The organism is Paenibacillus sp. MER 99-2 (assembly GCF_023714095.1).
GTDB lineage: Bacteria > Bacillota > Bacilli > Paenibacillales > Paenibacillaceae > Paenibacillus.
In genome coordinates, this window is sequence record NZ_JAMAUZ010000003.1 from 228728 (window position 1) to 253681 (window position 24954).

General features: G+C 46.0%; 23 protein-coding genes. 14 read left to right on the forward strand and 9 right to left on the reverse strand.

Annotation, left to right across the window (positions count from 1 at the left end):
• Positions 1–68 precede the first annotated feature (68 nt).
• A complete protein-coding gene (locus tag M3636_RS16060; protein ID WP_251383199.1) occupies positions 69–1571 on the forward strand; it encodes a copper amine oxidase N-terminal domain-containing protein in 1503 nt (500 codons plus the stop codon).
• 78 nt (positions 1572–1649) lie between these two features.
• Here M3636_RS16060 and M3636_RS16065 read toward each other — a convergent pair whose 3' ends face one another.
• Genes M3636_RS16065 through pdxR form a run of 3 tightly spaced genes read right to left on the reverse strand, consistent with a single transcriptional unit; the run spans position 1650 to position 4528 of the window.
• A complete protein-coding gene (locus tag M3636_RS16065) occupies positions 1650–2108 on the reverse strand; it encodes a GNAT family N-acetyltransferase (protein WP_251383200.1) in 459 nt (152 codons plus the stop codon).
• Positions 2105–3025 carry a D-alanine--D-alanine ligase gene (locus tag M3636_RS16070; protein ID WP_251383201.1) on the reverse strand — a complete coding sequence of 307 codons (921 nt, stop codon included), beginning with the start codon at positions 3023–3025 and terminating at the stop codon, positions 2105–2107. Before M3636_RS16070 ends, M3636_RS16065 begins: the two co-directional genes overlap by 4 nt.
• A 51-nt stretch (positions 3026–3076) precedes the next feature.
• The gene (gene pdxR, locus M3636_RS16075) at positions 3077–4528 is read right to left on the reverse strand and encodes a MocR-like pyridoxine biosynthesis transcription factor PdxR (RefSeq protein WP_251383202.1); all 1452 of its coding nucleotides are present in this window, start codon (positions 4526–4528) and stop codon (positions 3077–3079) included.
• A 746-nt stretch (positions 4529–5274) separates the two neighbouring features.
• Between pdxR and M3636_RS16080 the strand changes: the two genes are divergently transcribed.
• From M3636_RS16080 to M3636_RS16100, 5 genes are all read left to right on the forward strand, one after another.
• Positions 5275–5631 carry a nucleotide excision repair endonuclease gene (locus M3636_RS16080; RefSeq protein ID WP_251383203.1) on the forward strand — a complete coding sequence of 119 codons (357 nt, stop codon included), beginning with the start codon at positions 5275–5277 and terminating at the stop codon, positions 5629–5631.
• Positions 5632–6007: 376 nt separating this feature from the next.
• The gene (locus M3636_RS16085) at positions 6008–6757 is read left to right on the forward strand and encodes a Bax inhibitor-1/YccA family protein (RefSeq protein WP_251383204.1); all 750 of its coding nucleotides are present in this window, start codon (positions 6008–6010) and stop codon (positions 6755–6757) included.
• A gap of 225 nt (positions 6758–6982) precedes the next feature.
• Positions 6983–8212: an ABC transporter substrate-binding protein gene (locus M3636_RS16090; RefSeq protein ID WP_128104092.1), complete on the forward strand. Its 1230-nt coding sequence runs from the start codon at positions 6983–6985 to the stop codon at positions 8210–8212.
• A gap of 49 nt (positions 8213–8261) precedes the next feature.
• Positions 8262–9317, forward strand: a complete 1056-nt coding sequence (locus tag M3636_RS16095) for an ABC transporter substrate-binding protein (protein ID WP_128104091.1) — start codon at positions 8262–8264, stop codon at positions 9315–9317.
• Positions 9318–9369: 52 nt separating this feature from the next.
• Positions 9370–10236, forward strand: a complete 867-nt coding sequence (locus M3636_RS16100; protein ID WP_128104090.1) for an alpha/beta hydrolase — start codon at positions 9370–9372, stop codon at positions 10234–10236.
• A gap of 39 nt (positions 10237–10275) precedes the next feature.
• On the opposite strand, the gene M3636_RS16105 is transcribed toward M3636_RS16100, so the two are convergent.
• The 3 genes from M3636_RS16105 to M3636_RS16115 all read right to left on the reverse strand — a co-directional run bounded on the left by M3636_RS16105 (position 10276) and on the right by M3636_RS16115 (position 13320).
• The gene (locus M3636_RS16105; protein ID WP_251383205.1) at positions 10276–10962 is read right to left on the reverse strand and encodes a 4'-phosphopantetheinyl transferase family protein; all 687 of its coding nucleotides are present in this window, start codon (positions 10960–10962) and stop codon (positions 10276–10278) included.
• A gap of 174 nt (positions 10963–11136) precedes the next feature.
• On the reverse strand, positions 11137–12006 hold the full coding sequence (locus tag M3636_RS16110) for an arylamine N-acetyltransferase family protein (RefSeq protein ID WP_251383206.1): 870 nt from the start codon (positions 12004–12006) through the stop codon (positions 11137–11139).
• A gap of 138 nt (positions 12007–12144) precedes the next feature.
• Positions 12145–13320, reverse strand: a complete 1176-nt coding sequence (locus tag M3636_RS16115) for a DUF6688 domain-containing protein (protein ID WP_128104087.1) — start codon at positions 13318–13320, stop codon at positions 12145–12147.
• A 275-nt stretch (positions 13321–13595) separates the two neighbouring features.
• Here M3636_RS16115 and greA point away from each other — a divergent pair, with 275 nt between their 5' ends.
• The 3 genes from greA to rlmN all read left to right on the forward strand — a co-directional run bounded on the left by greA (position 13596) and on the right by rlmN (position 16995).
• Positions 13596–14072, forward strand: coding sequence for a transcription elongation factor GreA (gene greA / locus M3636_RS16120; protein ID WP_128104086.1), 477 nt, complete (start codon positions 13596–13598; stop codon positions 14070–14072).
• Positions 14073–14362: 290 nt separating this feature from the next.
• Positions 14363–15718 carry a sodium-dependent transporter gene (locus tag M3636_RS16125; protein WP_128104085.1) on the forward strand — a complete coding sequence of 452 codons (1356 nt, stop codon included), beginning with the start codon at positions 14363–14365 and terminating at the stop codon, positions 15716–15718.
• 182 nt (positions 15719–15900) lie between these two features.
• Positions 15901–16995 carry a dual-specificity RNA methyltransferase RlmN gene (rlmN, locus tag M3636_RS16130; protein WP_251383207.1) on the forward strand — a complete coding sequence of 365 codons (1095 nt, stop codon included), beginning with the start codon at positions 15901–15903 and terminating at the stop codon, positions 16993–16995.
• A 129-nt stretch (positions 16996–17124) separates the two neighbouring features.
• Here rlmN and M3636_RS16135 read toward each other — a convergent pair whose 3' ends face one another.
• Positions 17125–17565 (reverse strand): GNAT family N-acetyltransferase, encoded by a 441-nt coding sequence (locus tag M3636_RS16135; protein ID WP_128104083.1) that lies wholly within the window; start codon positions 17563–17565, stop codon positions 17125–17127.
• A gap of 172 nt (positions 17566–17737) precedes the next feature.
• Here M3636_RS16135 and M3636_RS16140 point away from each other — a divergent pair, with 172 nt between their 5' ends.
• The 5 genes from M3636_RS16140 to M3636_RS16160 all read left to right on the forward strand — a co-directional run bounded on the left by M3636_RS16140 (position 17738) and on the right by M3636_RS16160 (position 22674).
• Positions 17738–18205, forward strand: coding sequence for a MarR family winged helix-turn-helix transcriptional regulator (locus M3636_RS16140; protein ID WP_128104082.1), 468 nt, complete (start codon positions 17738–17740; stop codon positions 18203–18205).
• A gap of 47 nt (positions 18206–18252) precedes the next feature.
• A complete protein-coding gene (locus tag M3636_RS16145) occupies positions 18253–19362 on the forward strand; it encodes a glycosyl hydrolase family 8 (RefSeq protein WP_251383208.1) in 1110 nt (369 codons plus the stop codon).
• A 125-nt stretch (positions 19363–19487) separates the two neighbouring features.
• Positions 19488–20363: a diguanylate cyclase domain-containing protein gene (locus M3636_RS16150; protein ID WP_251383532.1), complete on the forward strand. Its 876-nt coding sequence runs from the start codon at positions 19488–19490 to the stop codon at positions 20361–20363.
• A gap of 160 nt (positions 20364–20523) precedes the next feature.
• Positions 20524–21819: a glycosyltransferase family 2 protein gene (locus M3636_RS16155; RefSeq protein WP_128104080.1), complete on the forward strand. Its 1296-nt coding sequence runs from the start codon at positions 20524–20526 to the stop codon at positions 21817–21819.
• Positions 21820–21939: 120 nt separating this feature from the next.
• A complete protein-coding gene (locus tag M3636_RS16160; protein WP_251383209.1) occupies positions 21940–22674 on the forward strand; it encodes a class I SAM-dependent DNA methyltransferase in 735 nt (244 codons plus the stop codon).
• 159 nt (positions 22675–22833) lie between these two features.
• Here M3636_RS16160 and M3636_RS16165 read toward each other — a convergent pair whose 3' ends face one another.
• Together M3636_RS16165 and M3636_RS16170 are read right to left on the reverse strand one after the other, a co-directional pair.
• Positions 22834–23619, reverse strand: coding sequence for an ABC transporter ATP-binding protein (locus M3636_RS16165; RefSeq protein WP_251383210.1), 786 nt, complete (start codon positions 23617–23619; stop codon positions 22834–22836).
• A 71-nt stretch (positions 23620–23690) separates the two neighbouring features.
• On the reverse strand, positions 23691–24914 hold the full coding sequence (locus M3636_RS16170; RefSeq protein WP_251383211.1) for an MFS transporter: 1224 nt from the start codon (positions 24912–24914) through the stop codon (positions 23691–23693).
• Positions 24915–24954: the final 40 nt, after the last annotated feature.

Below are 24954 nucleotides of genomic sequence, written 5' to 3' on the forward strand. Positions count from 1 at the left end.
AGAAGTGAACCGTATTATTCGAAGGAGGAGATCATATTAAGAATCGAAGGTTAGCTAAATGGATCGCCGTGCCGCTTGTTTTAATGATGGTTGCGCTTACGGGGTGTCAGGCTGTAGGTGGGGTTGATATTAGCAAAGCAATGGCTCAGAGCACAACGGTGAAGTCCGTTGAATCCAAACAATCACTGAAAATTAACATTGAACCAGCAACGGAGCTGGCAACTGCCAAAGACCTTGAAATGATTGAGCTTATTAACTCTATTTCTCTAGATATTAGTGATGCAAAAGTGAAAGATGCAAGCACTGCATCCATTGAAGGTGCAGTTGGTTTTCAAGGGAAGAAGCTGCCTTTCCATCTCTCCATGAATGAGAAGGAAATGGTGATTGATATGGAAGGAGCTCAGAAGCCTCTTTACATATCTCTGGACTCACTTGAGGGGCAGGATGACCTGCTCATGATCGACACGAAGGCGCTTGAGAAGCAGATCGAAGAGCTTTCGCCTAAATTGCTTTCTTTTGTAATGAAGCATCTGTCTAATCCGAAAAACATCTCGGTAACACCAGTGCAGGAATCCGTAAACGGTGAGACGCTAAGTCTCTCGAAATTGCACATGGAGATTACCGGTGAAGAATTGCTTGCGATGGTGAAGCCGTTCTTGGAAAGTGTAGCGAAGGATGAGCAAGGACTGAAAGACCTGATTGGTGATCTGTATGATGTAGTTGTACCGATTCTCGCAAACGTTAATCTGACGGAGCCTACCGATGGCGTTGACTTGAATGCAATGATTCCTGAATCCAAGGAAGTTGCTGTTGCATCCATGTACGCGATGGTGAAGACAGGTCTGGATGAGATTCTGGTGAGTTACGATCAGGAGCTGGATAAGCTATTGACCGAGACACCCGAGCTGAAAACGGTGTTTGGTACAGAAACCAAGCTTGTACTCGACTATTTCTTGGACAGCAAACTCGACGTTCGTAAACAGACTTTTGAGATGAAGGTAGCTCTACCAGCATCTCAAGACCTGCCACTCCAATCTGTGACTGTATCAGGAGACAGTGAGCAGTGGAATATTGGCGGCGAGGTGACTGTGGATGTAGTAGATACATCTGCGGGCGTACTCGATATTATGACAACAGAGATCACTCCAGGTACAATGCTACGTAATTTCGACCCAAATTCTGTGATGTATCAGTTGTTAAAAGATGAAGTAGGCATCACGAGTAAACATGTGATGTTGATCCCAGAGGATGAATACTTTGGTGTAGTAACGGAGAAAAATACAACATTTGTCCCGCTTCGTTACCTGTCTGAGCAATTGGACGCTGAGGTGAAGTGGACAAAAGGCTCGGATAAAATCGTTGTTATTGACGATATTACAGGTGATGAAATTGTTCTGACGATAGGCTCCAACAAAGCTACGGTCGCGGGTGAGGAAGTCACACTTACCCAACCAGCTTATGTGAACAAAAACGGCACAACCTATGTTCCACTGCGCTTTGTAGCTGAATCTCTTGGAGCGACAGTCGACAAGGAGAAAGAAACGGGCTGGATTTACATCGTACGTCCATAAGTTGATGAAGAAAAGACCTTTTCCAATGCAGATTGGAGAAGGTCTTTTTTCCAACATCTATAACTATGAACGATACATTCACGTGTGTTGTAACAATGGAAGCCTTTTGCTAAACCCAGTGCTCCCAGCCGTATAACCCATCTGTGCATAAAATGCATGAGCAATCTGGCGCTCTGGTCGATTGCCGCTGTTCAGAGAAACTGTTTCGATACCCTGAGCAGATGCCCAATGTTCCGCAGCTTGAATGAGTTGTCGGCCGATACCGGAGCCTCTATATTGCTTATGAATGACCAGGGCTGCAATGCGACAATGGCGACCACTTTGCTCATACATATAGAATGTCTGCAATCCGATCATACCGACTGCTCGCCCGTGTAACTCCGCCACCAGTGTCGTATAACTAGGATCTGAAGCAAGATAGGTATAGCGCTCTAGCATATCTGCATACGTTGTTGGATACCCAAGCTGATCCATGAGAGTGACCAAATCTGGAAGATCATCCGGAGAGCTGTGCCGTATCGTAACATCTGTACTCATCCGCTCTTCGCCTCTTTTCGTCGTTGTTGCAGTGAGAGTTCAATAATGGAGTCGAGTAGTTTGGCAAAAGAGATACCCGCAGCATCTGCACTCTTAGGCAGCAGACTATTTCGAGTGAGCCCAGGAAGTGTGTTGACCTCGAGCACATAAGGCATGCCATCTCGGATGATCATGTCCACACGTGCGTAGACGCTGCATTTTAACACGCGATAACAGGTTAATGCAGCAGCCTCCACATGTTGATGAATATCCGCAGGCAATTGAACGATTCGTTCCTCGGCGCCGCCGTCATCGTACTTGGAGGAATAGTCGAAGAACGTTCCACTCGACCGGATTGAGATGACAGGCAGCATGATGCCGTCCAGTATTGCACATGTAATCTCTTCACCCTCAATATATTGCTCAATCATCACCGTATCATCCCAAGCAAGTGCTGCCTCAGTAGCTTCACGAAGTGCACCAGGTTCACGTACAATCTGCGTGCCAATGCTGGAGCCACCTGAGTTAGGCTTCACGACCACAGGATAGGATAGCTGCGCCACGGTTGTGGAGGATAGCTCTGCTAGATCACTGATCTGCAGCCATTCTACCGTGGGCACGCCGGCTTGCTGCATAATTCGCTTGGAGATATCCTTATCCATGCAGACACTACTTGCGAGCACACCACAGCCTGTATAGGGAATACCCAGTGAATCGAGTGTACCTTGAATGGTACCATCCTCACCGTATTTGCCATGTAGAGCGAGTAACGCGATATCCAGTCCTACGGACTTTTCAATTAAATCTCGCTTATTATTGATGACAACGGGGACAACCTCATATTTCTGTGGATCCAGATGCGTGATCATCTCCTGTCCGGTAAGCAGAGAAATGTCCCGCTCCGAAGATGTCCCACCCATGATGACGCCAACCTTCATGCGTAATCCTCTCCATTCCATGGAATTTTAACAACTACATTCAACCGTGCATCACTGCATCGTTCTTGCCGTCTCACCTATGATCCGAATGCCTTTGCGTATATTATCATCGCTCACTCTGGAGAAGCCTAGACGCATCGTGTTCAGTCCCTGTCCGGGTTCGAGGTAGAAGGTATCTCCAGGTGTGAAGGTGACTCCTTTTAATTTGCAGGCTGCAAGCAGATCTCTTGTTCGAAACGTTGCTGGAAACTGGACAAATAAGTGCAGTCCGCCTTCGCCGGAAATACGGCACATAGTTAGATGCTGGCGCAAGCAGCGAACAACCAGCTCATACTTGCGTTTATATTCGGCACGAGCGCGTTTCAGATATTTATCGAAATTCCCATTGCTCAGATATTGATACAGCAAGGATTGATCCAGCGTTGAGGTATGAATGCTCCGAGCCCGTTTCATACTTTCCAGATAATCGATCAATGCAGCATCTGCGATGACCCAACCGACGCGTAGTCCTGGAAAGAGCACCTTGGAGAAGCTACCTAGATACACCAGTCCATTACCCTTGCCCATACTGGCGATGAGGGGAGAGACGTGTGAGCCAGAGTAGCGAAGCTCTTCATTGAACCCATCTTCAATCATGGGAACGTGATATTGGTTCATTAAACGAATAATTTCAGCCCGTTTGGCGGGTGATGTAACGATGCCCGTTGGGTTATGGTAGGAAGGCACCAGATAAGCGAGATCATAAGAATGCTTCATCAGTGCCTGTTCCAATTGTCCTAGATGAAGACCATCTGGTTCCATATCCACGCCGGTAAGGTGAAAATTATGAAGCTTTAGGTTTTTGATTGCCGTGTGGTGGGTGGGATTCTCACATAACGCTCTACCGCTTTTTTTGCGAAGAGCTCCGAGTACAAGATCGAATCCTTCTGTGAATCCGTTTGTAATGAGAATGTCCTTGCCGCTCAGATCCACACCCTTGTTCTCCATATATTGACGAAGATACTTCATAAGAGGGCGATATCCTTGAGCATATCCGTAATTCAGGAGCACTTCACCTTCAAGTGACATCCGATCGAGGAAAGCCCTCTTCACATTGTGCAGATCGAACAGCTTCTCATCTGGAGCAATGCTGGTGAACGAAATTTCTCCACGTTCGGCACCGGAGCCATGCTTCATCAGATCGTATTGCTCTGCCTGAATTGCATAGTCGCTAACATGATTGCTCCAATCCAGCGTCCAACCCGAAGCTGACTCTGGTGTATCCACAGCAGCGCTGACGTAATTCCCTTTGCCTTTGACGGCATAGATCAATCCTTCCTCTTCAAGCTCCGCATATGCGAGCAGAACGGTGCTGCGGCTTACACGCATTAGCGTGCTTAGTTCTCGGGTCGAAGGAAGCTTCTGATCTGTCTGTAGGCCGCCTTTGAGTATGAGACGTTTCATATAATCCTTAACTTGTATATATACAGGGCGGTCGTCCGTCAATTGTAGATCGGAATACATCCCATCACTCCCTCTATGTGCTATCTTGCCATATTATAAATACGCCGGAAAGAACCACGAACCCTTTGTTTCGCAGCATGGGTGGTTAAGTAGCTATTAAAGGTTGTTCAAAAGGCATTATTCAAAAGACAAATAAAAAAGCCCTGGCTTCTGCCGGGCTGTCTGGTAAAACTAGATCCTGTTTTTTCTATAGTTCTGCTGCTATAACGTTCTAAGATTGCATGGCATGACTAATCTCTCTAGGATCAAAAGCTTTTTGTCCTTCTACGTGTGTCTATTTAGTTCGTACGACTATCATTGCAGGCTTTCTACATGAATCCATTGCTATACATTTCGTCAATCTAGTACTTGCTACATTTGCTTGCTGCAAGGGGTCGAAAAGATGATAAATCTATAAGCTGTTGGCTAAGTGTAATACTGACTGTACTCTTATGTGGCCACATGACGAATTCAGTATGAAAAAGAGTGCCAATCATAGGGTACAATAGACGTGAGTAGATATAAAGACATATGTCTTAGTGCCCAATTTCTTCCTCATACCCCTATAGTACCACTTTGAATCAGGGAAGTTAACCTTTTTTTTGAAATATTTGTCGTAATAGTTGAAAAAAGCGTGAATTGTGCGTCTAATAGTGCAAGTTCAATAAGATGGGTTAGATTTTGAACAACTTTTAATAGAATGAAATAGTCTCCTTTTACAATATGTGATAGGATGTAAGCCTAAAGATAATGAGGAAGTGAGCCAATTGATTCAAATTACAGTGCCAACACCAGACGTCACCATCACGAAGCAGGCTAATCCGCAGCTTAGCCATATTTACGGATTTACGGATTTTCATCTCATCACGCGTGAACAAGGTGGCATTTATATGTTCTACAATGCTGATGAAGAGTTGTTATTTGTCGGAAAAGCGAGAAAATTAAGACCACGCATTAAGAAGCATTTTGAGGACACTGTATCCCCAATCAAGAATTACCGTGAAGAAGTGACGAAGATTGAAGTATGTCTGGTTGAAGATCCGATGGATCGTGAAATTTACGAGACGTATATCATTAACACGATGCGTGCGAAATACAATGTAGATAAAGTGTTGTACAAGTAAGTTTACGAGTATGAGTAAGCTGTACAAGTAAGGTAAAGTGAAACCGCACTGTTGAGGACTATCCTTCTCAGGTGTGATTTACGGACACGGGTGTGATCTTACGGTTACATCCGTATCTAAGTTTCTCCTGAACAAGGCTGTGGTTAAGACAGGGATAACGAGATGTTACAGACTCTCGTGGATTGCAGAAGCCATACCGTATCCTAAGAGATGCACATTTATGCAAAATTTTTAGTAGTGCAGCAACCAACCAGCATCCAACTCCAAGGTAGATTAAGCTTAACAGAAGCAGCATAAGCAGCAGTCCTATAGAAAGTAAATCATAGAAGTGTATTACGTTTTTGAGCAACAACATTACATAGAAGAGGTGATTGGTTTGATCGGTCGTAGTGGTAATCCGACACTGAAAGAAAGTACATTTGAAGGCAACAGAGGGTATGGAGATGATCGGTATCAGCAATTCATGACGATTAACGGTACAGTTAACAAGGCATTTATCACGTTGATTATTTTGTTAGGTAGTGCATTTGCTACGTGGATGATGTTTTTTAACGGACAGGAAGTGCTTCCACTGGCTTACGGTGGATTGATCGTCGGTTTTATTCTAGCGCTAATTATTTCGTTCAAACCAGTAGCTGCTCCCTATCTTGTACCGATCTATGCCGTTGCGGAAGGCATGTTCCTCGGCGCGTTCTCCGCGGCATATGAATCGTTATACAACGGAATTACGTTGCAGGCGGCTCTGCTAACGATGGCTGTTTTTGTCGCACTGTTAGTGGCCTACAAAACAAGATTGATTAAGGCAACGGAGAACTTCAAGCTGGGCGTTGTTGCTGCAACTGGCGGTATTATGATTATGTATCTTCTCAGCTTTGTACTGCGTTTGTTCGGAATTACCGTGCCTTACTTGCATGACAATAGTCTAATCGGGATTGGCATTTCAGTGGTGATCGTCATTGTAGCCGCGCTGAACTTGGTGCTTGATTTTGACTTTATCGAGCATGGGGCAGAGCAGGGAGCACCCAAATATATGGAGTGGTATGGAGCATTTGGTCTAATGGTCACGCTGGTGTGGCTGTACATTGAGATTGTCCGTCTCCTCAGCAAACTTCGGAGCAGAAACTAGGAGCAGGATTGGTTAATTAGGTGAATTGCTAAGACCAAGCCTATATGAATCCGCAATAGAGCTAACGAGCTAACGCGTGTCTAAACACGACGTTAGCTTTTTTTGTTTATATTCCTTCATTGCGACGATAACGATCCGAATTGCACAGATATAGATTGACCTTAAGAAAAATAATATGATACCCTAAATGATAATGGTTCTCATTTATCTGAAAGGAGTCATCTCATGATATTCGATAAGGGAATACATGCCGCTAAACCAACACCAGCTGAATCAAGAGCAGTGACAAGCCGAAGCACCAAGACAGATATCGCTAAAGTTAAGACATATATGGCTCAACATTATAACTTACCATTATCCATTGCTGATCTGGCCGCAAGAGCCAACATCAGTCCCAAATACTTTGTAGATTTATTCAAGAAAACCTATGGTCAGAGTGCCATGGAGTACTTAACCGATCTTCGCATTAATCATGCCAAGCGATATTTGAAGGAATCTGGAGATAAGTTACGCGACATCGCACTGAAGGTGGGGTATAGCGACGAGTATTATTTTAGCCGGAAATTCAAAAAAGAAGTGGGCATTTCTCCATCGGATTATGCAAGAACTACGAAGAAACGCATCGCCACATACTCCTCCAATATGATTGGGCAGCTTCTGGCGCTTGGTGTCATGCCTGTTGCTGCGCCCATCGATTCGAAGTGGACAGCGTATTACTATAATGTGTATCGCACAGAGATTTCGTCCCATCTGAAACTGACAGACCCATATACAAGCTGGCGAATGGAAGCAAATGTGGAGAAACTGGTGCATATTCGCCCTGACGCTATTATTGGCAATGACCAGATTAGTGAGCAGGATAAGACAACGTTAGCCAAGATCGCTCCATGCTGTGTCGTGCCTAAGCTTCCATCGGATTGGCGTACACAATTGCGTACGATTGCTGCTTTTTTGGAACGGGAAGAGCAAGCAGAGCAATGGATCAACGGATATCATCAACGGGTGCAAGAAGCGCGGGAACATGTACAGAGGGAAGTAGGTCAGGAAAAAGTAATCGTACTCCGATTGTATGGTCAGCACCTCTACCACTACAGTAATCGGGGTATAGAAGAGGTATTTCATCATGCGCTACAACTGGATTTGCTGATGGATGTGAGCGCTAATGTACCTATAACACTGGAGCAGCTCGCTGCGATGAATCCAGACCGGATGCTCGTGATGGTGTGCCCCGAAGCTGCATCACGGGCAACATGGCTCAGATTGCAGCACTCGTCTCTATGGCGACAGCTCAAGGCAGCGCAGCATTATCAGATCCACCTAATTGCAGGTGATCCGTGGTTCGACTACTCTGCTGTCGGCGTGATGCGTATGCTCAGCGAAGCCTTGCTTATGTTTACGGGATATTGTCCAAATGGTTATCTGGATACTGTCCATGGTGATTCACAAGTGACATGACATATAATCCTACTATCTAAATGAGAATGTTTATCAAGGGGGATATATCATGTTGCAACAGAATCAAGCCAAAGGACAGCAATCCGTTGCTCGTAAACTGCGTCATGTACGGGTGCCTGTCTTCGTTTTATTAGTGCTTATCACGAGTCTATTGTCTGCTTGTAGTTCCGATTCGAGTGCAGAGCAAGTGGGGGAATCGCAGCAAGAGCAGCCAACAACAGAAGCGGCTGCACCAGCATCCGCTGACACTAATGTAGAGGAAGATCAGGCTCAGGAGGCAGTGGGTGAACATACAGTAAAGGATGAGCTAGGCCATGATGTCATTGTCCCGGCTAATGTAGAGCGAGTCTTCGCACCCTATCTGGAAGATTCCCTGCTCACGCTGGGAGTTAAACCTGTAGCACAATGGGCGAGCGGCACGCAGGGGCATGTGTATTTGCAGGATCAGTTAAGCGATGTTCCAACGCTCGACTTCTCCAGTGGGTTGCCTGCGCCTGAGGCATTAATGGCGTTCAACCCGGACTTTATTATTTTGCATACAGCGAATTATGCGGAGAATGGTGTGTACGAGAGCTACTCCAAGATCGCACCAACCTATGTATTTAGCAACGCTTCGGGTGATGTAGAGAAGTCCTTGGAGGTCATCGGCGATCTGCTGGGTAAATCCGCTGAGGCGAAACAGGCGATTGAAGACTATCACGCAGAAGTCGAATCAGCCAAAGCCAAACTGGCTCAAGTAGCAGAGGGTAAAAAGGCAGCGATCATCCGGTTTGCCCCGCGTGGCATCACCTTGATGGGCGGAAACTACTTCAGCGGTTATGTCGTGTACGAGCAGCTTGGCTTAGGGAAGCCGGCATTGGTAGAGACGGAGAATAGCGCGATGGTATCAACCGAGATATTGCCTGAGATCGATGCAGATTTTATTTTCACGGTAGAGCAAGGCCCAGGCAGCATGAAAGAAATGACGGAGACCGCAGTATGGAAAGGCATCCCTGCCGTAAAAGCAGGACATGTGTACGCCGTTGAACCAGCCTCTTGGCTAGGCGGTGGATTGATCGCATATCGACGTGTAATTGATGATACGTTAAAGGCATTGGCAGAATAATAGAGAGTTGAAGTGGCTCCCGTAGAGGTGCTGGTAAGGAGGATTAACGATCATGACGTTTCAGTCCAAGCAACCCCAATTAGATATACCTGAACAAGAAAATGCACGAAGTGTCGTGAAGATTCCACGCGCCGAACAATGGATTATGAACCCCAGCACAGGAGGTCATGCGTATCAGATTATGGTATACGAGCCGGTGGAAGAAGCCCCTGCGGCAGGGTATCCGGTCATCTATGTGCTGGATGCAAATGCTGTATTCGGTACGATGGTAGAAGCCGTTCGTTTACAGGGTCGTAGACCAGAGAAGACAGGAGTCATCCCGGCTATTATTGTAGGCATAGGTTATCCAACAGAGGCTACTTTCTCGCCTCATCGATATGCTGATTTTACCCCGGAGGCGACTACGGAGTATACGCATCAACCGGATGGTACACCTCTGCCGCCGCAGGGAGGCGCGGATCGGTTTTTACAGTTTATTGAAGACGAATTGAAACCGAGAATAGAAGCGCAATACCGAATTAATCGGAGCAGACAAGCGATCTTTGGCCATTCTCTGGGCGGGTTGTTCGTTCTACATACATTGCTGACGAAGCCAGAAGCTTTTCGTTATTATATCTCTGGCAGTCCGTCACTGCATTGGAATCAGAAGCTAATACAGACGGAGGAAGAGGCATTTATTGCCCGTTTGGATTCCGATCCGATTCAGGCTGAGGTATGGATTGGCATAGGAGAACAGGAAAAGATCCATCCTGCTGGTAATAACGGGAGAGCCTTAGGTCTTACGGAACGTCTATCTAGCCTGCATCATCCGGGTTTGACGATTAAATTTACGGAGTTTGAAGGAGAGAATCACGTATCGGTGTTACCTTTTCTGATTAGTCGTTCACTTCGTATGGCATGTAGCCCAGAGACAATCTGAGGTATAAAATACAACACACAAATAAGGGGCAATTGCCCCTTATTTGCATATAACTTGAACTAATTCCTGCACGGTGACGACATCGTACTCTGTGGGCAGTGCTGTTCCTACAGAGCAGGCTGCTAACATATGTCCATCATCCAGTCGCTCGCTGTGAAAATGATAGGCTTCATCCTGCTCACAATGCCAATCGCCCTGATCATTAGGAAGAATGGCGAAGGAGTCCAGTGGTATGGAAAGCCCTTTACCTACGGCCTTAATGTAGCTTTCCTTGAGCGTCCATAGTCGATAGAAGGTTTCAATCTGCATCTTGGCTGGCTGGCTGATCAGGTAACGATGCTCCTGCGGAGCGAAGAAACGGTCTGCAATCTGAAGGTCAATCGGGTTCGTTTGCTCCACATCGATGCCCACAAGATCATGTCCACCCGAGATCATAACGACCCAGCCGCCAGAATGAGAGAGGTTAAAGGAGAGATCTGCATGGTCACGCAGGAAAGGTTTCCCGTACGCATTCCGGCTAAACGATATATCCTTCGCCTGTCCACCAATGTGATCTGCTAACGTAACCCGAGCCAATGCTTCGCCAAGTACAGAACGATAGGCATCCGCCTGATGTACATAACGGGCTGCGCCCGCACGTCGCTCAGCGGAAACCATAGAGAGTAACAGCTCCCAATCGTCTTCCAGCAATACTGAAGGTACTGGCATAACCTGTATTTTCATCATCATTTATCACCTGTCGATAGATTCGTCATTTAGCAGCACTAATCCTGTTCAGCACATGGAGCGACGCGATAGTGCAGCAGCATCAGATGCAGCAGTCAGCCCTAGTAAGCGACACCTTGCATGCAAAGTCTCTCCAACCCGCCTGCTTGAACAACTTACGTACGTATAAGGTTATCAGCCCTGTTGTGTCTTCTTCCATTCCTCGTGTGCATACTGTACCTGCTTCCACATCTCTTCGCGTTCCATCTTACTGTACCGTAGCAACGGTTCATGGAATATGTCGGTGAGAGTGCTAATCCACTCGTTGAAGTTTCTAATCTCCATCTTACGAATACCCTCAGCATCATGGATTCGTAGCATACATCCACGTAGTTCATGACTACGCTGAGCATCTCTTTGACGAAGAAGAAAATTATTGTGCCAAGGTGACTGGATCGACTGGCTGTAGAATTCATGCTTTGGAATGAACTCATCCAGTTGGCTGACCCAATCCGGGGCGTAGTCCACACCTAGGCTAGGGCCGTTCGGTTCATACTCCAGTCTCCACCCCTCAGCAGCAACAGATGATGGAATTAGATTATACGTGAAAGGTGCCTGCCCATAGCTGCCATAACGTAACGGAAGCGGCTGAAATGGCATACCGCCAAGCCCGACATCTACAATCCACTGTTCATCTGGATTTTCTGATCCTGGTATCAATACGGATAGCCCTAAATGAAACGAGTTAACACGTGGTTGCTCCCCATGGGGTTGAACACCTGCACGATGCCATCGCACAGTATATCCAAGTGAGTGAAGCAGTACGCTAAATGCACCATTCAAGTGAAAACAGTACCCGCTACGCCCATTCAACAAGAGCTCTACAGATTCTCTGAGATGAATTCCGGCGGGGCGACCTGCAAAAATATCAACCGTCTGCCAGGACAGGTACTCTACATGTGCCGCTTGCAGCTCGGATAGAAATTCAAGTGTTGGCGGCTTTATCTCATCAATACCTATCCGCTTAAGATAGGCTTCAATTTCAGTTCCATTCAACGTGTACATTGGCATAACCTCCAATCATATGGAGAGCCATCACATGTTTAAACGATGATAGCTCCTACATCTATTGTAGGTAAGGCACAAGTTACTGAACACCGCCGTTTCACTCTACTGTACCGGTACAATCTTGTGTAAGCAGAGCTAAAATTTCGTAAACTTGCCTCTCATTTCGCTATATTGAATATGAATTCGGTTCTCTGGATGTTTGTCTGTTGTATATAGAACCAGTAAGAAGATCCATTCCAGAGGTTTCATGAGCAGATAGACAAGATCCGCTGTCCAGCGGGAACGAATATGTTTACTCACCGGATAGCCATAGCGATCATATAATCCACGAACGAGCCGATGGAATCGGGGCGTGTACTGTTCCAATACATGTTCAAAAGCATTTGCGATCATTAATTGTCGATTCACTTTAATAACGTGGCCGTGTCGTATGCCATCTCGCACTGGTTTGACCCATTTGGCATGTCCACCAGCCGCAACGGTGCACAAATAGTGTCCACTTCCCGGAATGATATCAGGCGGTGGGATGGGGAGACGAGAGTAATTGTAGCTGCTCGTATCCAGGAAGGTCCGAATGGCACTGTCAGGTCGCTGACCAAATAAGACAAGAATGAGCTGGATCACCAGTTGTAGCGGGAACATGAGAATCACCCAGACAAGCGGTGCAGTGCGAAAACGACTGATGTGCCGATACAGGAATCGTTGCCATCCAGGCAGATGCTCCATATCCGTTAGCAAACTTTGTCCCTCAACATGAGCCTGTACAAAACCATCCCACGAGCGCTTCAGGCGACCGACATATAGGAATATGAGCGATAGGTAACTGCTCTGTAATGTAAGTACGGAAAACGTGATGAGCAACCCTGTTTCGTAATACCAGGATAGACCTGTATGCGTGATATAGGCGATTCCCCAGACAATACTGAGAACGAGAGCGCTGTTGCATAGTGTGTAGACGATTGGCGAGAGTTTATTTGAGCGACTAAACAGCAGGATATACGCCAACAAACCAACGATATGAGTCGTAATAAATACAGGAAGACTGTAGTGGCTGATCGTCGCATAGTTGGAAGCCGAATTGCCTGTATCTTCATACACAGACAGTGGTTCTCCCCCGTTCACACCTGAAGCATCGAAGGCTATGCCTATGGCAAAGCCAACGACTGTAAATCCCATTATAAAAATTTCGCATACGGTGAGGAATATTCGTCCATTCCCAGCCGCCTTCTTGATGAAACTATTCAGCATAACCCATCCTGATGCAGCCGGAATAATTAGAAACAAGCCTAGGAATTGAAGTGTAGCAATCAAGAGATGTCCTCCTTCGATTTCAGTATTCTTATTGTAGGTTAGCGAGAGTTTGTTGGCAATATTAACCATTATAATATTTAGGTCTAACGCCTCATATTAGGGGAGGGAAAACCCTACTTGGGATGGGGAGCCGATAGGATAACCGAGCTTACCTTGAGCGCATACACTTCTTCCCATGTATGGGAGAGTGGATTCTCTTTTTCTTGGGTATGTTAACCGTTTAGAGTGGATATAGGTTAGAATAGAGATAGAAAGCAGGATTAGGAGATGTTAATATGGCTAATGATGAAGTAATTTTGACGCAGGAAGGCTTGGAAAAGCTGGAGGACGAGCTACGGGAATTAAAGACAGTTAAGCGTAAAGAGTTGGCCGAGCGTCTGAAACTCGCGATTAGTTACGGTGACCTGAAGGAAAATAGTGAGTATCATTCAGCCAAAGATGATCAGGCATTTATGGAAACCCGCGTTTTGATTCTAGAGAAAATGTTGAAGAATGCACGAGTGATTACGGCGGACAACATGGACTCGAACAAAGTGGGCGTTGGCTCCACAGTGTTGCTGAATGACATTGAGTTCGCAGAAAAGATTGAATATAAACTCGTCGGACCTGCCGAAGCTGACGTTACAGATAACAAAATTTCGTACGAAAGCCCGCTTGGTAAAGAACTGATGGGCAAAGAAGTGGGTAGTGTCATTCATGTTAATGCCCCGATGGGCGTTATCAAGTATGAGTTGCTCGAAATTCGCATCTAACCACGAACGAACATCGACTTTTCAATGATGAATAAATTAACCTTGTTGAATAAAGAGAGGTTTCGAAGCTGATTCTAGCCGAGGAACCTCTCTTTTTTTGGCATTTGTGAAACATACAGGAGTGAAATTCAAACTTTGTCACATACTATACATGAACAAGCTTGATTGTTATTCCCTTTAAAGCGTTAGTGTAAAAAAATAACATTCTGATTAATTTCATTTTTTCAATGACCTGACACGATGAGTAGTATATAATTACGGGAAATAATAGAACAGATGGAGTAGATAAGATGAATTTCAGTAAGTCACATCTAGAACAGAACAACTCGGGTAAGGGTGAACGATTCTCCCGTGCAGGATTCATTTTGGCTGCCATCGGTAGTTCAGTTGGTCTTGGTAACATGTGGAAGTTCCCGTATATTACGGGAGAGAATGGAGGCGCAGCGTTTTTCCTGCTCTTTATCGTCTGTCTGTTACTCATTGGCCTGCCTGTGTTGCTGGCGGAACTTGCGATTGGTCGAAGTGGGCGCGGAAGTGCAGCTACAGCGTTCATCAAGGCTGGCGGACATAAAGGGTGGCTTGCAGCAGGACTACTGCAAGTACTGACACCGTTTATCATCCTTTCCTTTTACGTGATCATTGCAGGCTGGACACTCCAGTATGCGATCACATCTTTCAGTGGCAGTCTGTTTAGTAACGCGGATTTTGGTGGACAATTTGATTCCTTTATCGGTGGTTATATGCCGATTGTATGGCAACTCGTTTCGGTTCTGATCACAGGCTGGATTGTAGCTAAAGGGGTCTCTAACGGAATTGAAAAGTTTAATAAAGTACTCATACCAGCGATGTTGGTATTGCTTATTATACTGATGATTCGAGCTATTACGTTGCCAGGAGCAGGTGCAGGGGTTTCCTTCTTCCTGAATCCAGACTTCTCTCAATTAACGACCGAATCGGCACTGGTTGCACTCGGACATGCCTTCTTCTCGCTATCTCTCGGGATGGGTATTCTCGTGACGTATGGTTCGTATGTTGATAAAAATCAATCCCTTGGCGCTGCGACAGTAGCTGTTGGCGCGGGTGACCTCATCTATGCCTTTATCGCCGGTTTGATTATTTTCCCAACAACGTTCTCGTTTGGTATCGCACCGGATCAAGGGCCTAAACTGATCTTCGTTGCGCTGCCTGCTGCATTCTCGGCGATGCCACTCGGCTTCCTGTTTGGCGGATTGTTCTTCATCCTATTGGCTATTGCAGCATTAACATCAGCCGTATCCTTGCTGGAAGTGCCAGTTAAGTATTTCATGGAAAGATTGTCTTGGAGCCGCAGCCGTGCGGTATGGGTTATTTCACTCGCGGTCTTCATCGTGGGTCTTCCTTCAGCTCTGTCGATGGGACTCGTGCCTGAGTTTAACATTAACGGTACAAACCTGTTCGATTGGATGGACTTCATGGCTTCTAACATCATGCTTCCTGTCGGTGGGTTACTTGTAACCATATTTGCCGGTTACTTCTGGAAGACAGCAGCAGAAGCTTCCGGTCTGAAATCAGGCTGGTTCAAAGTTTGGCTGTTCATGCTGCGCTATGTGGCACCAATTCTGGTACTTCTGGTGTTGCTGCACACATCCGGTATTATTCACTTCTAAAGTGTACAGGATAGGGAATGAGCATCATGAAGCTTACACAGATTTACCAAGCATAAAACCTCTTGGAAGAATTGCAAAAGCCCTTGTGTTCCAACGACAATTTTGGGACAATACGGAGTAGAGGTTTTTTTGGAATAAAAACCGATGAGCCATATGCTTTTTTTCGAAAAGAGGACTGCGTAATGAACCAATCATCCATTTATGGATTAACATTAGAGCAATTACGTTCCTGGTTGCCGGAACACGGGCAGAAGAAATCCCGTGCCTCCCGCATCTGGGAATGGTTATATCAAGAGCGTGTGCATCAGTTTACAGACATGACCGATGTGCGCCAGGAATGTCTGGACGTGATCTCCGAACACTTCACGATGAACTCTCTGAGTGAACATGTGAAGCAGGAATCGGCAGACGGTACAGTGAAGTTTTTGCTGCGTTTGCAGGATGGAAACCTGATCGAAACGGTACTCATGCGTCAAAAGTACGGTCTCACTGTATGTGTGACCACCCAGGTGGGCTGTAATATCGGCTGCAGCTTCTGCGCGAGTGGATTGATCAAGAAAAGCCGTGACCTGACTGGTGGCGAGATTGTAGAACAGATCATGCATGTGCAGCGGCATCTCGATGCAGCAGGTCAAGGTGAGCGAGTTACCAACGTTGTTGTAATGGGAATCGGTGAGCCATTCGATAACTTCCAGAACATGACGGATTTCATCGAAGTGATCAAGGAGCGCAAAGGGCTTGCCATTGCTGCGAAGCGGATCACCGTGTCCACGAGTGGTTTGCCAGACAAGATCAAAGAGTTTGCAGACAGCAGTCTCCAGGTCAATCTGGCCATTTCCCTCCATGCACCGAATAATGAGCTGCGTACACACATCATGAAGATCAACCGGGCGTTCCCGATTGAGCAGTTGATGGATGCTGTTGATTACTATCTAGCAACAACGAATAAACGCATCATGTTCGAGTACATCCTGCTACGTGATGTGAACGACCAACGCGAGCATGCTGCTGAGCTGGCTGAACTGCTGTCCAGTCGGAAGAGTATGGTCAGTGTTAACCTGATTCCATACAATCCGGTGGATGAGCATAGCCAGTATCAACGGAGCACAGAGGAATCCATTCTGGGTTTCTATGATACGCTCAAAAAGAACAACATTAACGCTACGGTGCGTATGGAGCATGGTACAGATATCGATGCAGCCTGCGGACAATTGCGTAGTAAACAGATGAAAAATAACGCGCCTGATCCGCAATCGGGTCGCCTCGCTCTTGGCTAGGTATGTTCCGGGATACTCATCCTGCTGGATGGGAACTGAACGTTTCAGTTGCTCGGTTTGCCTATAACAAAGAACGCCTATGGTATGCTCAACCTGTGAGCGACATAGGCGTTCTTTGATTTATTTCATTTATTTAAGTGGTTTGACCATCAGTAGATGCGGAATGCCATCTTCCAAAAATACATCGGATGCTGGCGTGTACCCCAGACGTTCATAGAAACCGGAGGCTTGCACCTGCGCGTGTAGCTTGGCTTTTGCCAGTCCTTGGTCTAGCGCCATTTGCTCCAGCTTGTCGATCAGTACACGGCCAAGACCATGTTTACGGTATTCCAGCATGACACAGATTCGCTCCAGCTTGGCAACGTCATCAACGATCCGCAATCGGGAGGAAGCGGCAGGCACTCCGTCTACATAGAGAAGAATGTGGCGAGCTTCCGTATCTAATGCGTCATAAGCATCGAATTCATCTTCTGCCGGAACCCCTTGCTCCTCCACAAAAATAGCCATGCGAATGGCGAAACAGGCTTCGAGTAATTCTTGATTGTTGACTTCAACAACAGTGGTGTTCATGATATGTCTCCTTTGGTTGATTATAATAGTAAGTGGGCATGGTAGACTGAAACAAAGTCATTTTCAGCAAAACCATACGCAATCCCATGCATCTCGTAGTATTATTTAAAATTAGTTATATCACTTTTTTTGTTGCGAATGCAACATAAATTTAGATGAGGATGTGAGTACGTTGAAGGACGTATTGCGTGAAATTGGCATGATTGCACGTTGTCTGGATTCCATTAGTAATGTTGAATTCCAACATTTGAATTTATCACGGGGGCAGTATCTCTACCTTTATCGCATATGTGAGAACCCGGGAATTATCCCGAACCAGCTCGCTGAACTCATCAAGGTTGACCGAACTACGGCAGCTCGTGCAATCAGCAAACTGGAATCCGACGGATTTATTAGTAAGCGTTCGGCGGTGGATAACAAAAAAAATAAAGAGTTATATCCAACAGAGGCTGGTCTGGAGGCGTGGGAGTTTATACGCAGAGAAGGGGTGCACTCTGATCAAGTTACACTGGCGGGATTAACGAAAGAAGAGATCGAGACGGCCGTCTCTTTGTTACGCCGGATGCGTCATAACATTGAGGTTGATTGGCGGTTCGTGAAGAAGGGTGGGCGTAGACCGTATATGGATCAGGAGGAATGATCAGCTCCTCGATCGATCACTTTCGAGGAAGAATACAGGAGGACAACATGAGGAACATAAGCCGGAAAGGACTGCTATGGCTGCTTATTGTCGTTGCTAGTATTACGGCAGGGTCGATGATCTATATAAAGGGGCAATGGGTAGTGGATGAACGTTCTCCAACGGTTGCATTTGTGCAGCATCATATGACCAATCCGAACGGTACGCTGGCTTCTTACCTACAGGATGCTACATCGGAGGAACCTGATATTGTAGCAGGACGGGAAGCATTATCAGAGTCCCTGGGATTATGGATGCAATACGCTATCGCCAAGAACGATGAGGCGTTGTTCAAGCAAAACTATGATCTGCTAACGACCTATTTTCTAATGCCGCAGAAATATATAGCCTGGAAGCTTGATGCTGAAGGGGAATCTTCGGTGACTACCAATGCGCTAGGGGATGATCTGCGAATCATAGGTGCGTTGCTATCGGCTGCTGAACTGTGGGAACAGGACAAGGCCAGCGTACTAGAGACGGCTGCCGAACTCACCAAAACACTGAATCAGTCGGTGCAGATGGAAGGCTATTATGTCGATTTTCATGATTTCTCGAATGGAATTTCATCGGATACCTTAAGTTTGGCTTACGTGGATTTACCAGCGTTGAAAGCGATGGAGCAGTATGAATTGATTGAGCCAGGGACGTACGAGAAGTACGAGTATTTGCTAAAAAGCATGCCGGATGATGGTGTATTCTATCCCAAATCGTTCAATGTGACCTCCAAAACGTATATCTATGATGACAAGGTAAACCTGATTGATCAATTAATTGTGGCGAATCATTTGGCAACAACCAGTCACCAACCGGATAAGCTCATTTCTTTTCTAAAGAAAGAGTTTGCGACCCGCAAGCAGCTAGCTGGACAATATAAACGAAGTGACCATACACCCGTCGTTGCCTATGAATCTCCATCTGTATATGGACTTGCAATTCTACTTGCGATCAAGTCAGGTGATCCAAAATGGGCTAAACAACTGTATAACCATATGATCACATTCCGAAGCCAGGATCCCAATTATCCCGGTGGTTACGTATTTAACGGGAACACACATGCTTTTGATAACCTTTTTCCATTAATTGCTGAGACAGAATTGCAAAAATACCTTCGAAAGTAATCATTCTGTCATCTTATAAGATGGTGAATATGGTAGCATATATTTTGCATTATTTTGTCGAAAAGTGGTGAAATACTCAGTAGGGTATATAAATAACAAAATTTACATGTAGAAAGGAGAGAATGATGAGAAATAAAGCACCTATTCGCCGTATTGGATGGGGATATGCCAGCTTGATTGGATTAGCCGTAATTCAGCAACTTGTTGTATATCTTAAAATTTATATGAATCAAAGTTTTACCACGCTGGATGCCATTTTTAGTATGGTGTCACTAGGTGCACTGGTTCTAGGTTTTATACTACCTGTCGGTGTGTCAGTTGTTGTCGTATTTGTGTACCTGGTTACTTACTTTGTGTGGTTGGTAACTTATGCCGATGTTAATGTGCTTACATTCTCATGGTGGTTACTCATTCCCGCTAATGTTGCTGTGGCTGCATTCATTAAGGCGAGTCTTGTGCGGAGCGCACGAATTATGGATCGCTTGCAGGAGATGCAGGATCGTAATCCAGAGATCGATCTCGATACCTCGCTTGGAAACAAGGATGCACTTGCGGATACGGTTATCAAGCAGAGTAACCTTGCCAAAAGGTATTCCGAGCAGTATGGATTTAGTATGGCGATGTTTAAAATTGAATTTCTACCCTTGGTTATGGAATCTCTCGGATCAGTGAGATATGCGCAGTTTCTGTTGGAGTTGTCCAGCACGATCCAGAAGCAGATCCGATTTGAGGATTACAAATTTTTTGTAGATCGTGGGCGTTTTGTCATTCTATGTCCGATGGTGAACGTAGAGTATCTTCCGGTGCTAACTCAGCGGATCAAAACTGCGATGATGGATCTATCTTTTATTGATAAGAAGGGAAATGAACTACAGACGGTTATTCGCTCAGGAGCACTCATATTTCAGAAAGAAAATTTCAATAAATACGAAGATATTGATGCGGTTATTGCTGCGCTTGAACGGAACACAGAGACAGATCTCATTGGTGAATATATCTAAACTAGCTAGAAGGAGAGAAGCTCCGTGAACTATGTAACCTGGTTCATCCCTATATGTATCGCTATAAGCTGTATTTTTATGGTGTGTACAATAGGCTTAACGATTGCCACGCTTCGATTCCGTTCGAAAGTCTATCGCAAATATGATCGGAGGAAATTAAGTGGCTGATATTCTTTTACTGTTATCAATTTTTAGTATCTGGATAGCTGTATTTGAGTCCATCCTCATCATGACGGGAGCCATTCGTTTCATTCATAAACAGGAGAAAATAGGCGTTCATATTCCTAAAGATATGGATCATTATCCGACAGTAACGGTTATGGTACCTGCTCATAATGAGGGTTTGGTCATTGTAGCTACCGTGGAACATATATTGCAGATGAATTATCCCGAAGAGAAGGTACAGGTTATTGTTATTGCCGATAACTGCACAGATGATACCGCGGCGAAGCTGCATGCCTTCCTAAGCAAAACCCGTTATGTCCATCGTGATGTGACTGTGATGGAGCGCAAAGGAACTGGAGGAAAGTCCGGTGCATTAAATGACGGATTGGAGCTAGCAACAGGGGAATGGATTTGCATTTTCGATGCTGATGCAGCTCCAGAGCGCAATTCGTTAATGTTTCTAGCACAGAAGTCATTGGAAGACCCTGAGAAGTATGGCGTCGTATATGGAAGAAACAAAGCTCGGAACAGAGGGCAGAACTTCCTCTCCAAATGTATTAACTTGGAGCTTGTTACGGCACAACGTGTCTATCACACCGGCCTCTGGGAGTTGTTCAAGCTAGGCACCATTCCAGGTACAAACTATATTATTAAAACAGAACTCATCCGTGAGATCGGTGGTTGGGATGTTACAGCCATTACCGAAGACACAGCACTTTCTTTTGACATTCTCGCTCGCGGGCAATTAATTGCACTGGCTCCCCAAGCTGAGGCGTACCAACAGGAGCCTGAGAAGCTCAGTGTATACATGAAACAGCGTGAACGTTGGGCAAAAGGAAACTACCAGGTGGTTATGGATAATTTTCTGAACCTGTTCAACCGCACAAACTGGCGTAGTAAGGTATTATTGCTCTACTATGCTATCAGCTATTTTTGGTTTATGATTGCGATCATCGTATCCGATATTATTTTTATCGTTAACCTCGTGTTTCGTATCATCGGTATATTTAATCCAGCGGTAAGTTCCCCGTTCCAGTTCTCTGGAGACGTGTATGTGTATCTTGTCATCGCTTGGGCATTAATGTACTACATTTATGTGCTACAGATTAATCTCGCCCTGGCTTCTGATATTGGACAGAGCAATATACGCAATTTCATATATGCCTGCCTATCATACTTTACCTATGCACAGTTATTTATCCTCATCTCCGTTAAGGCATCTTATTCGTTAACAATGGATAAGATTCGGAAGCGTGAGAGCAAGTGGTATAAGACACAACGTTTTGGATAATCAACATCATTCTAACGCCATCAGGCTACTTTCTGAACATTTCGGAAAGTGGCCTTTTGCCATAGGTGGACGGGCATACAGACTTCAGGTATACTCATGCGAGCGAACATATAGGAGGCGATGGGGCTGGTGAACAGGGGATCGGATTTCTATGATAATGAGGCTAACTTTGAGAAGTATATGGAGCGACGGCGGTGGCAGGAGAATGCGAACGATACGTTGGAGAAGCCCATTATGCTGGAGTTAATTGGGGACGTCGCAGGCAAAAGCGTATTAGATCTAGGATGTGGTGATGCCAAGTTTGGTGCAGAATTGCTTGGAGTGAAACATCAAGCGGCTAGCTACACCGGGGTTGAGGGATCGGTCAATATGGTAGATGTAGCTCACGAATCGGTAAAAGGTCTGAATGCTCAGATCAAGCAAGCGTTCCTTGAGGATTGGAATGATGAGGCGCAGACCTATGACCTGGCCGTATCCAGATTAGCCATTCACTACATCGAAGATATCGACAGCCTATTCCAAAAGGTGTATCACACCTTAAAGGCCGGAGGAACGTTCAGTTTTTCGGTTGAACATCCAGTAATCACATCCACCTTACAGCCTTCAGGTACTCGAACGAACTGGATTGTAGATCAATATTTTATCGAAGGGTTTCGGGAGCAACAGTGGTTAGGTGGTTCGGTGAAGAAGATGCACCGTGCACTTGAATCATACTACATAGCATTACAGAAGGCGGGTTTCCGTGTGGAGCATCTACGGGAGTCAGCACCACAGCGTCAGCATTTTGTGAATGAAGAGACGTATCTGCGGCGTCAGCGGATTCCGCTATTTTTATTCTTATCAGCTCGCAAATAAAAGGATGAACTTGCACAGCTTACTGTGGATAATTCATCTAAGCGACATCAGCCCAAACATCTATCCACATGTGGATAAGAGGTTTGGGCTGATGAATTAGAGCACTATACACAGAAATGTGTGTACAACATAGCAATAGATGTTGATGAAATAAGCTAATTATTGTTCTGCTGCCCTGACATACACACGATCCCCATGTCGATCAACCTCAACTGGAGCTTCGAAGAATTGACTGAGCACGTCGGCATTCATCAACTCGCTGGTTAATCCCTGGTTTACAACCTCACCTCTACGAAGTAGCAGACTATGGCTAAATACAGGCAAAATCTCTTCTGTATGATGTGTAACATAAATGAGAGAAGGAGCATCAGGACGCAGGGTCAGATTATGAATGCTCTCCAGTAATCGTTCTCTAGAGAATAGATCAAGGCCATTACAAGGCTCGTCCAGAATCAGGATACGCGGGTTAGCCATCAGCGCTCTCGCAATGAGTAGCTTCTGCTTCTCCCCTTGAGAACATGTGCGATACTCTCGATCCCATAGATGTTGGCAACCGAGCGTACTCATCAGCGCTTTCGCCTGTTCGAGATCCTCGTCCGAACATTGATCATACAGCCCGATGGTGGCATGCTTTCCACTAATAACAACATGCTGCGTTCGGTCGCCTCCATGTAATTTCTCCTGTAGTGAAGAGCTGACCCATCCAATCGACTTCCGAAGCTGCCGCAAATCGACATCCCCGTAGGCATGTCCAAGTACAGAGATCTTACCTTCAGACGGCCATTGATAGCCGGTAATCATGTTAAGCAGTGTCGTTTTCCCTGAACCATTCAGACCGAGAAGTGCCCAATGCTCACCTTTGCGGACGGACCAACTGACATCATTCAACAAGGTGAGTGCTCCTCTTCGCCAGGACACGTGCTGCACATCAATCATCATATTCATTCCTTCTTTCTGTCATCCTCCATTGTCTTAGGAGTATTGTAGTCACAAAAAGGGAAAGGTTTCAACGGTCATCACGCTGTTCTTGGTCGATCCCTGCGCAGAAATACAGCACACACACCAAGCAGTGGTAAAAACGAACATAACTTGATAACAAACGCAACGCTGGTCACATCAATTAAGGAACCTAACACAACCGAGCCAAGTCCAGCCATGCCGAACGACAAGCCAAAAAACAATCCGGATACCGTTCCAATATGACGAGGAAGCAATTCCTGTGCATAAACAATGATGACGCTGAAGCCGGACATCAGAATTAGTCCAATCATTCCGCACAACACCATGGACAAGACGGGTCCTGCATAAGGCAGTAACAGGGAGAACGGTGCGGTGCCCGCAATGGAGAACCAGATCATCGGTTTACGTCCATAGCGATCAGCGAGTGGGCCGCCGAGCAGGGTTCCGACCATGCCTGCGAATTGCAGAACGAACAGACAGATCTGCGCTTGGGAGAGAGGCAAGTGATACGCGTCGGCATAATAGAAGGCGTAGTATCCGGTCATGCCAGCGATATATACGAACTTGGAGAACAGCAGCAGGATGAGAATTCCCATTGTAAAAGCGATGAATCCCCTGCTCATAGGTCGAGCTACCGACTCTGCGCCGCTTGATTTTAGAGGCTGTTGCTGACGAATGCGAGTCTCGGCAAGCTTGTCTCTGTACCAGCGACTGACATAAGACTGAATAACAATGCCGATCAGGGCAAAACCCATCAGCCACAGAAAACTACGCTGCCCATGTGGCAGCAGGATAAAGGCAACCAGCAATGGAGCAAGTGCCTGCCCCGTGTTGCCTCCTACCTGGAAGATCGACTGCGCCATGCCGCGTCCACGTCCGGCTGCCATATGCGCCACGCGTGAGGATTCGGGATGGAGGATGGATGAGCCGATGCCAATCAGTGCTGCCGAAACAAGCAGCATCCATAACTCGGAAGACAAGGCTAAGCCAAGAACACCGATCAGGGAGAATAACATGCCTCCGGGGAGCAGGATGGGCATTGGCCTGCGATCTGACATATAACCGACTAGTGGCTGAAGAACGGATGCGGTAATATTCAGGGTGAAGGCAATCCAGCCCATCTGGGCGAAACTGAGCTGCATGGTCTGCTGGAACAGCGGGAACGCAGATGGAACAACCGTCTGCACCGCATCATTCAGCAGATGGGCGAAACTAACTCCGGCGAGTGCCCAATTGGCGGAGGAGTTGATTTGCATTTTGCTTAAAGTGGCCTGAGCCATGGGAGATCACCTCGAATTATTTTTTTCTATGATAAAAGAT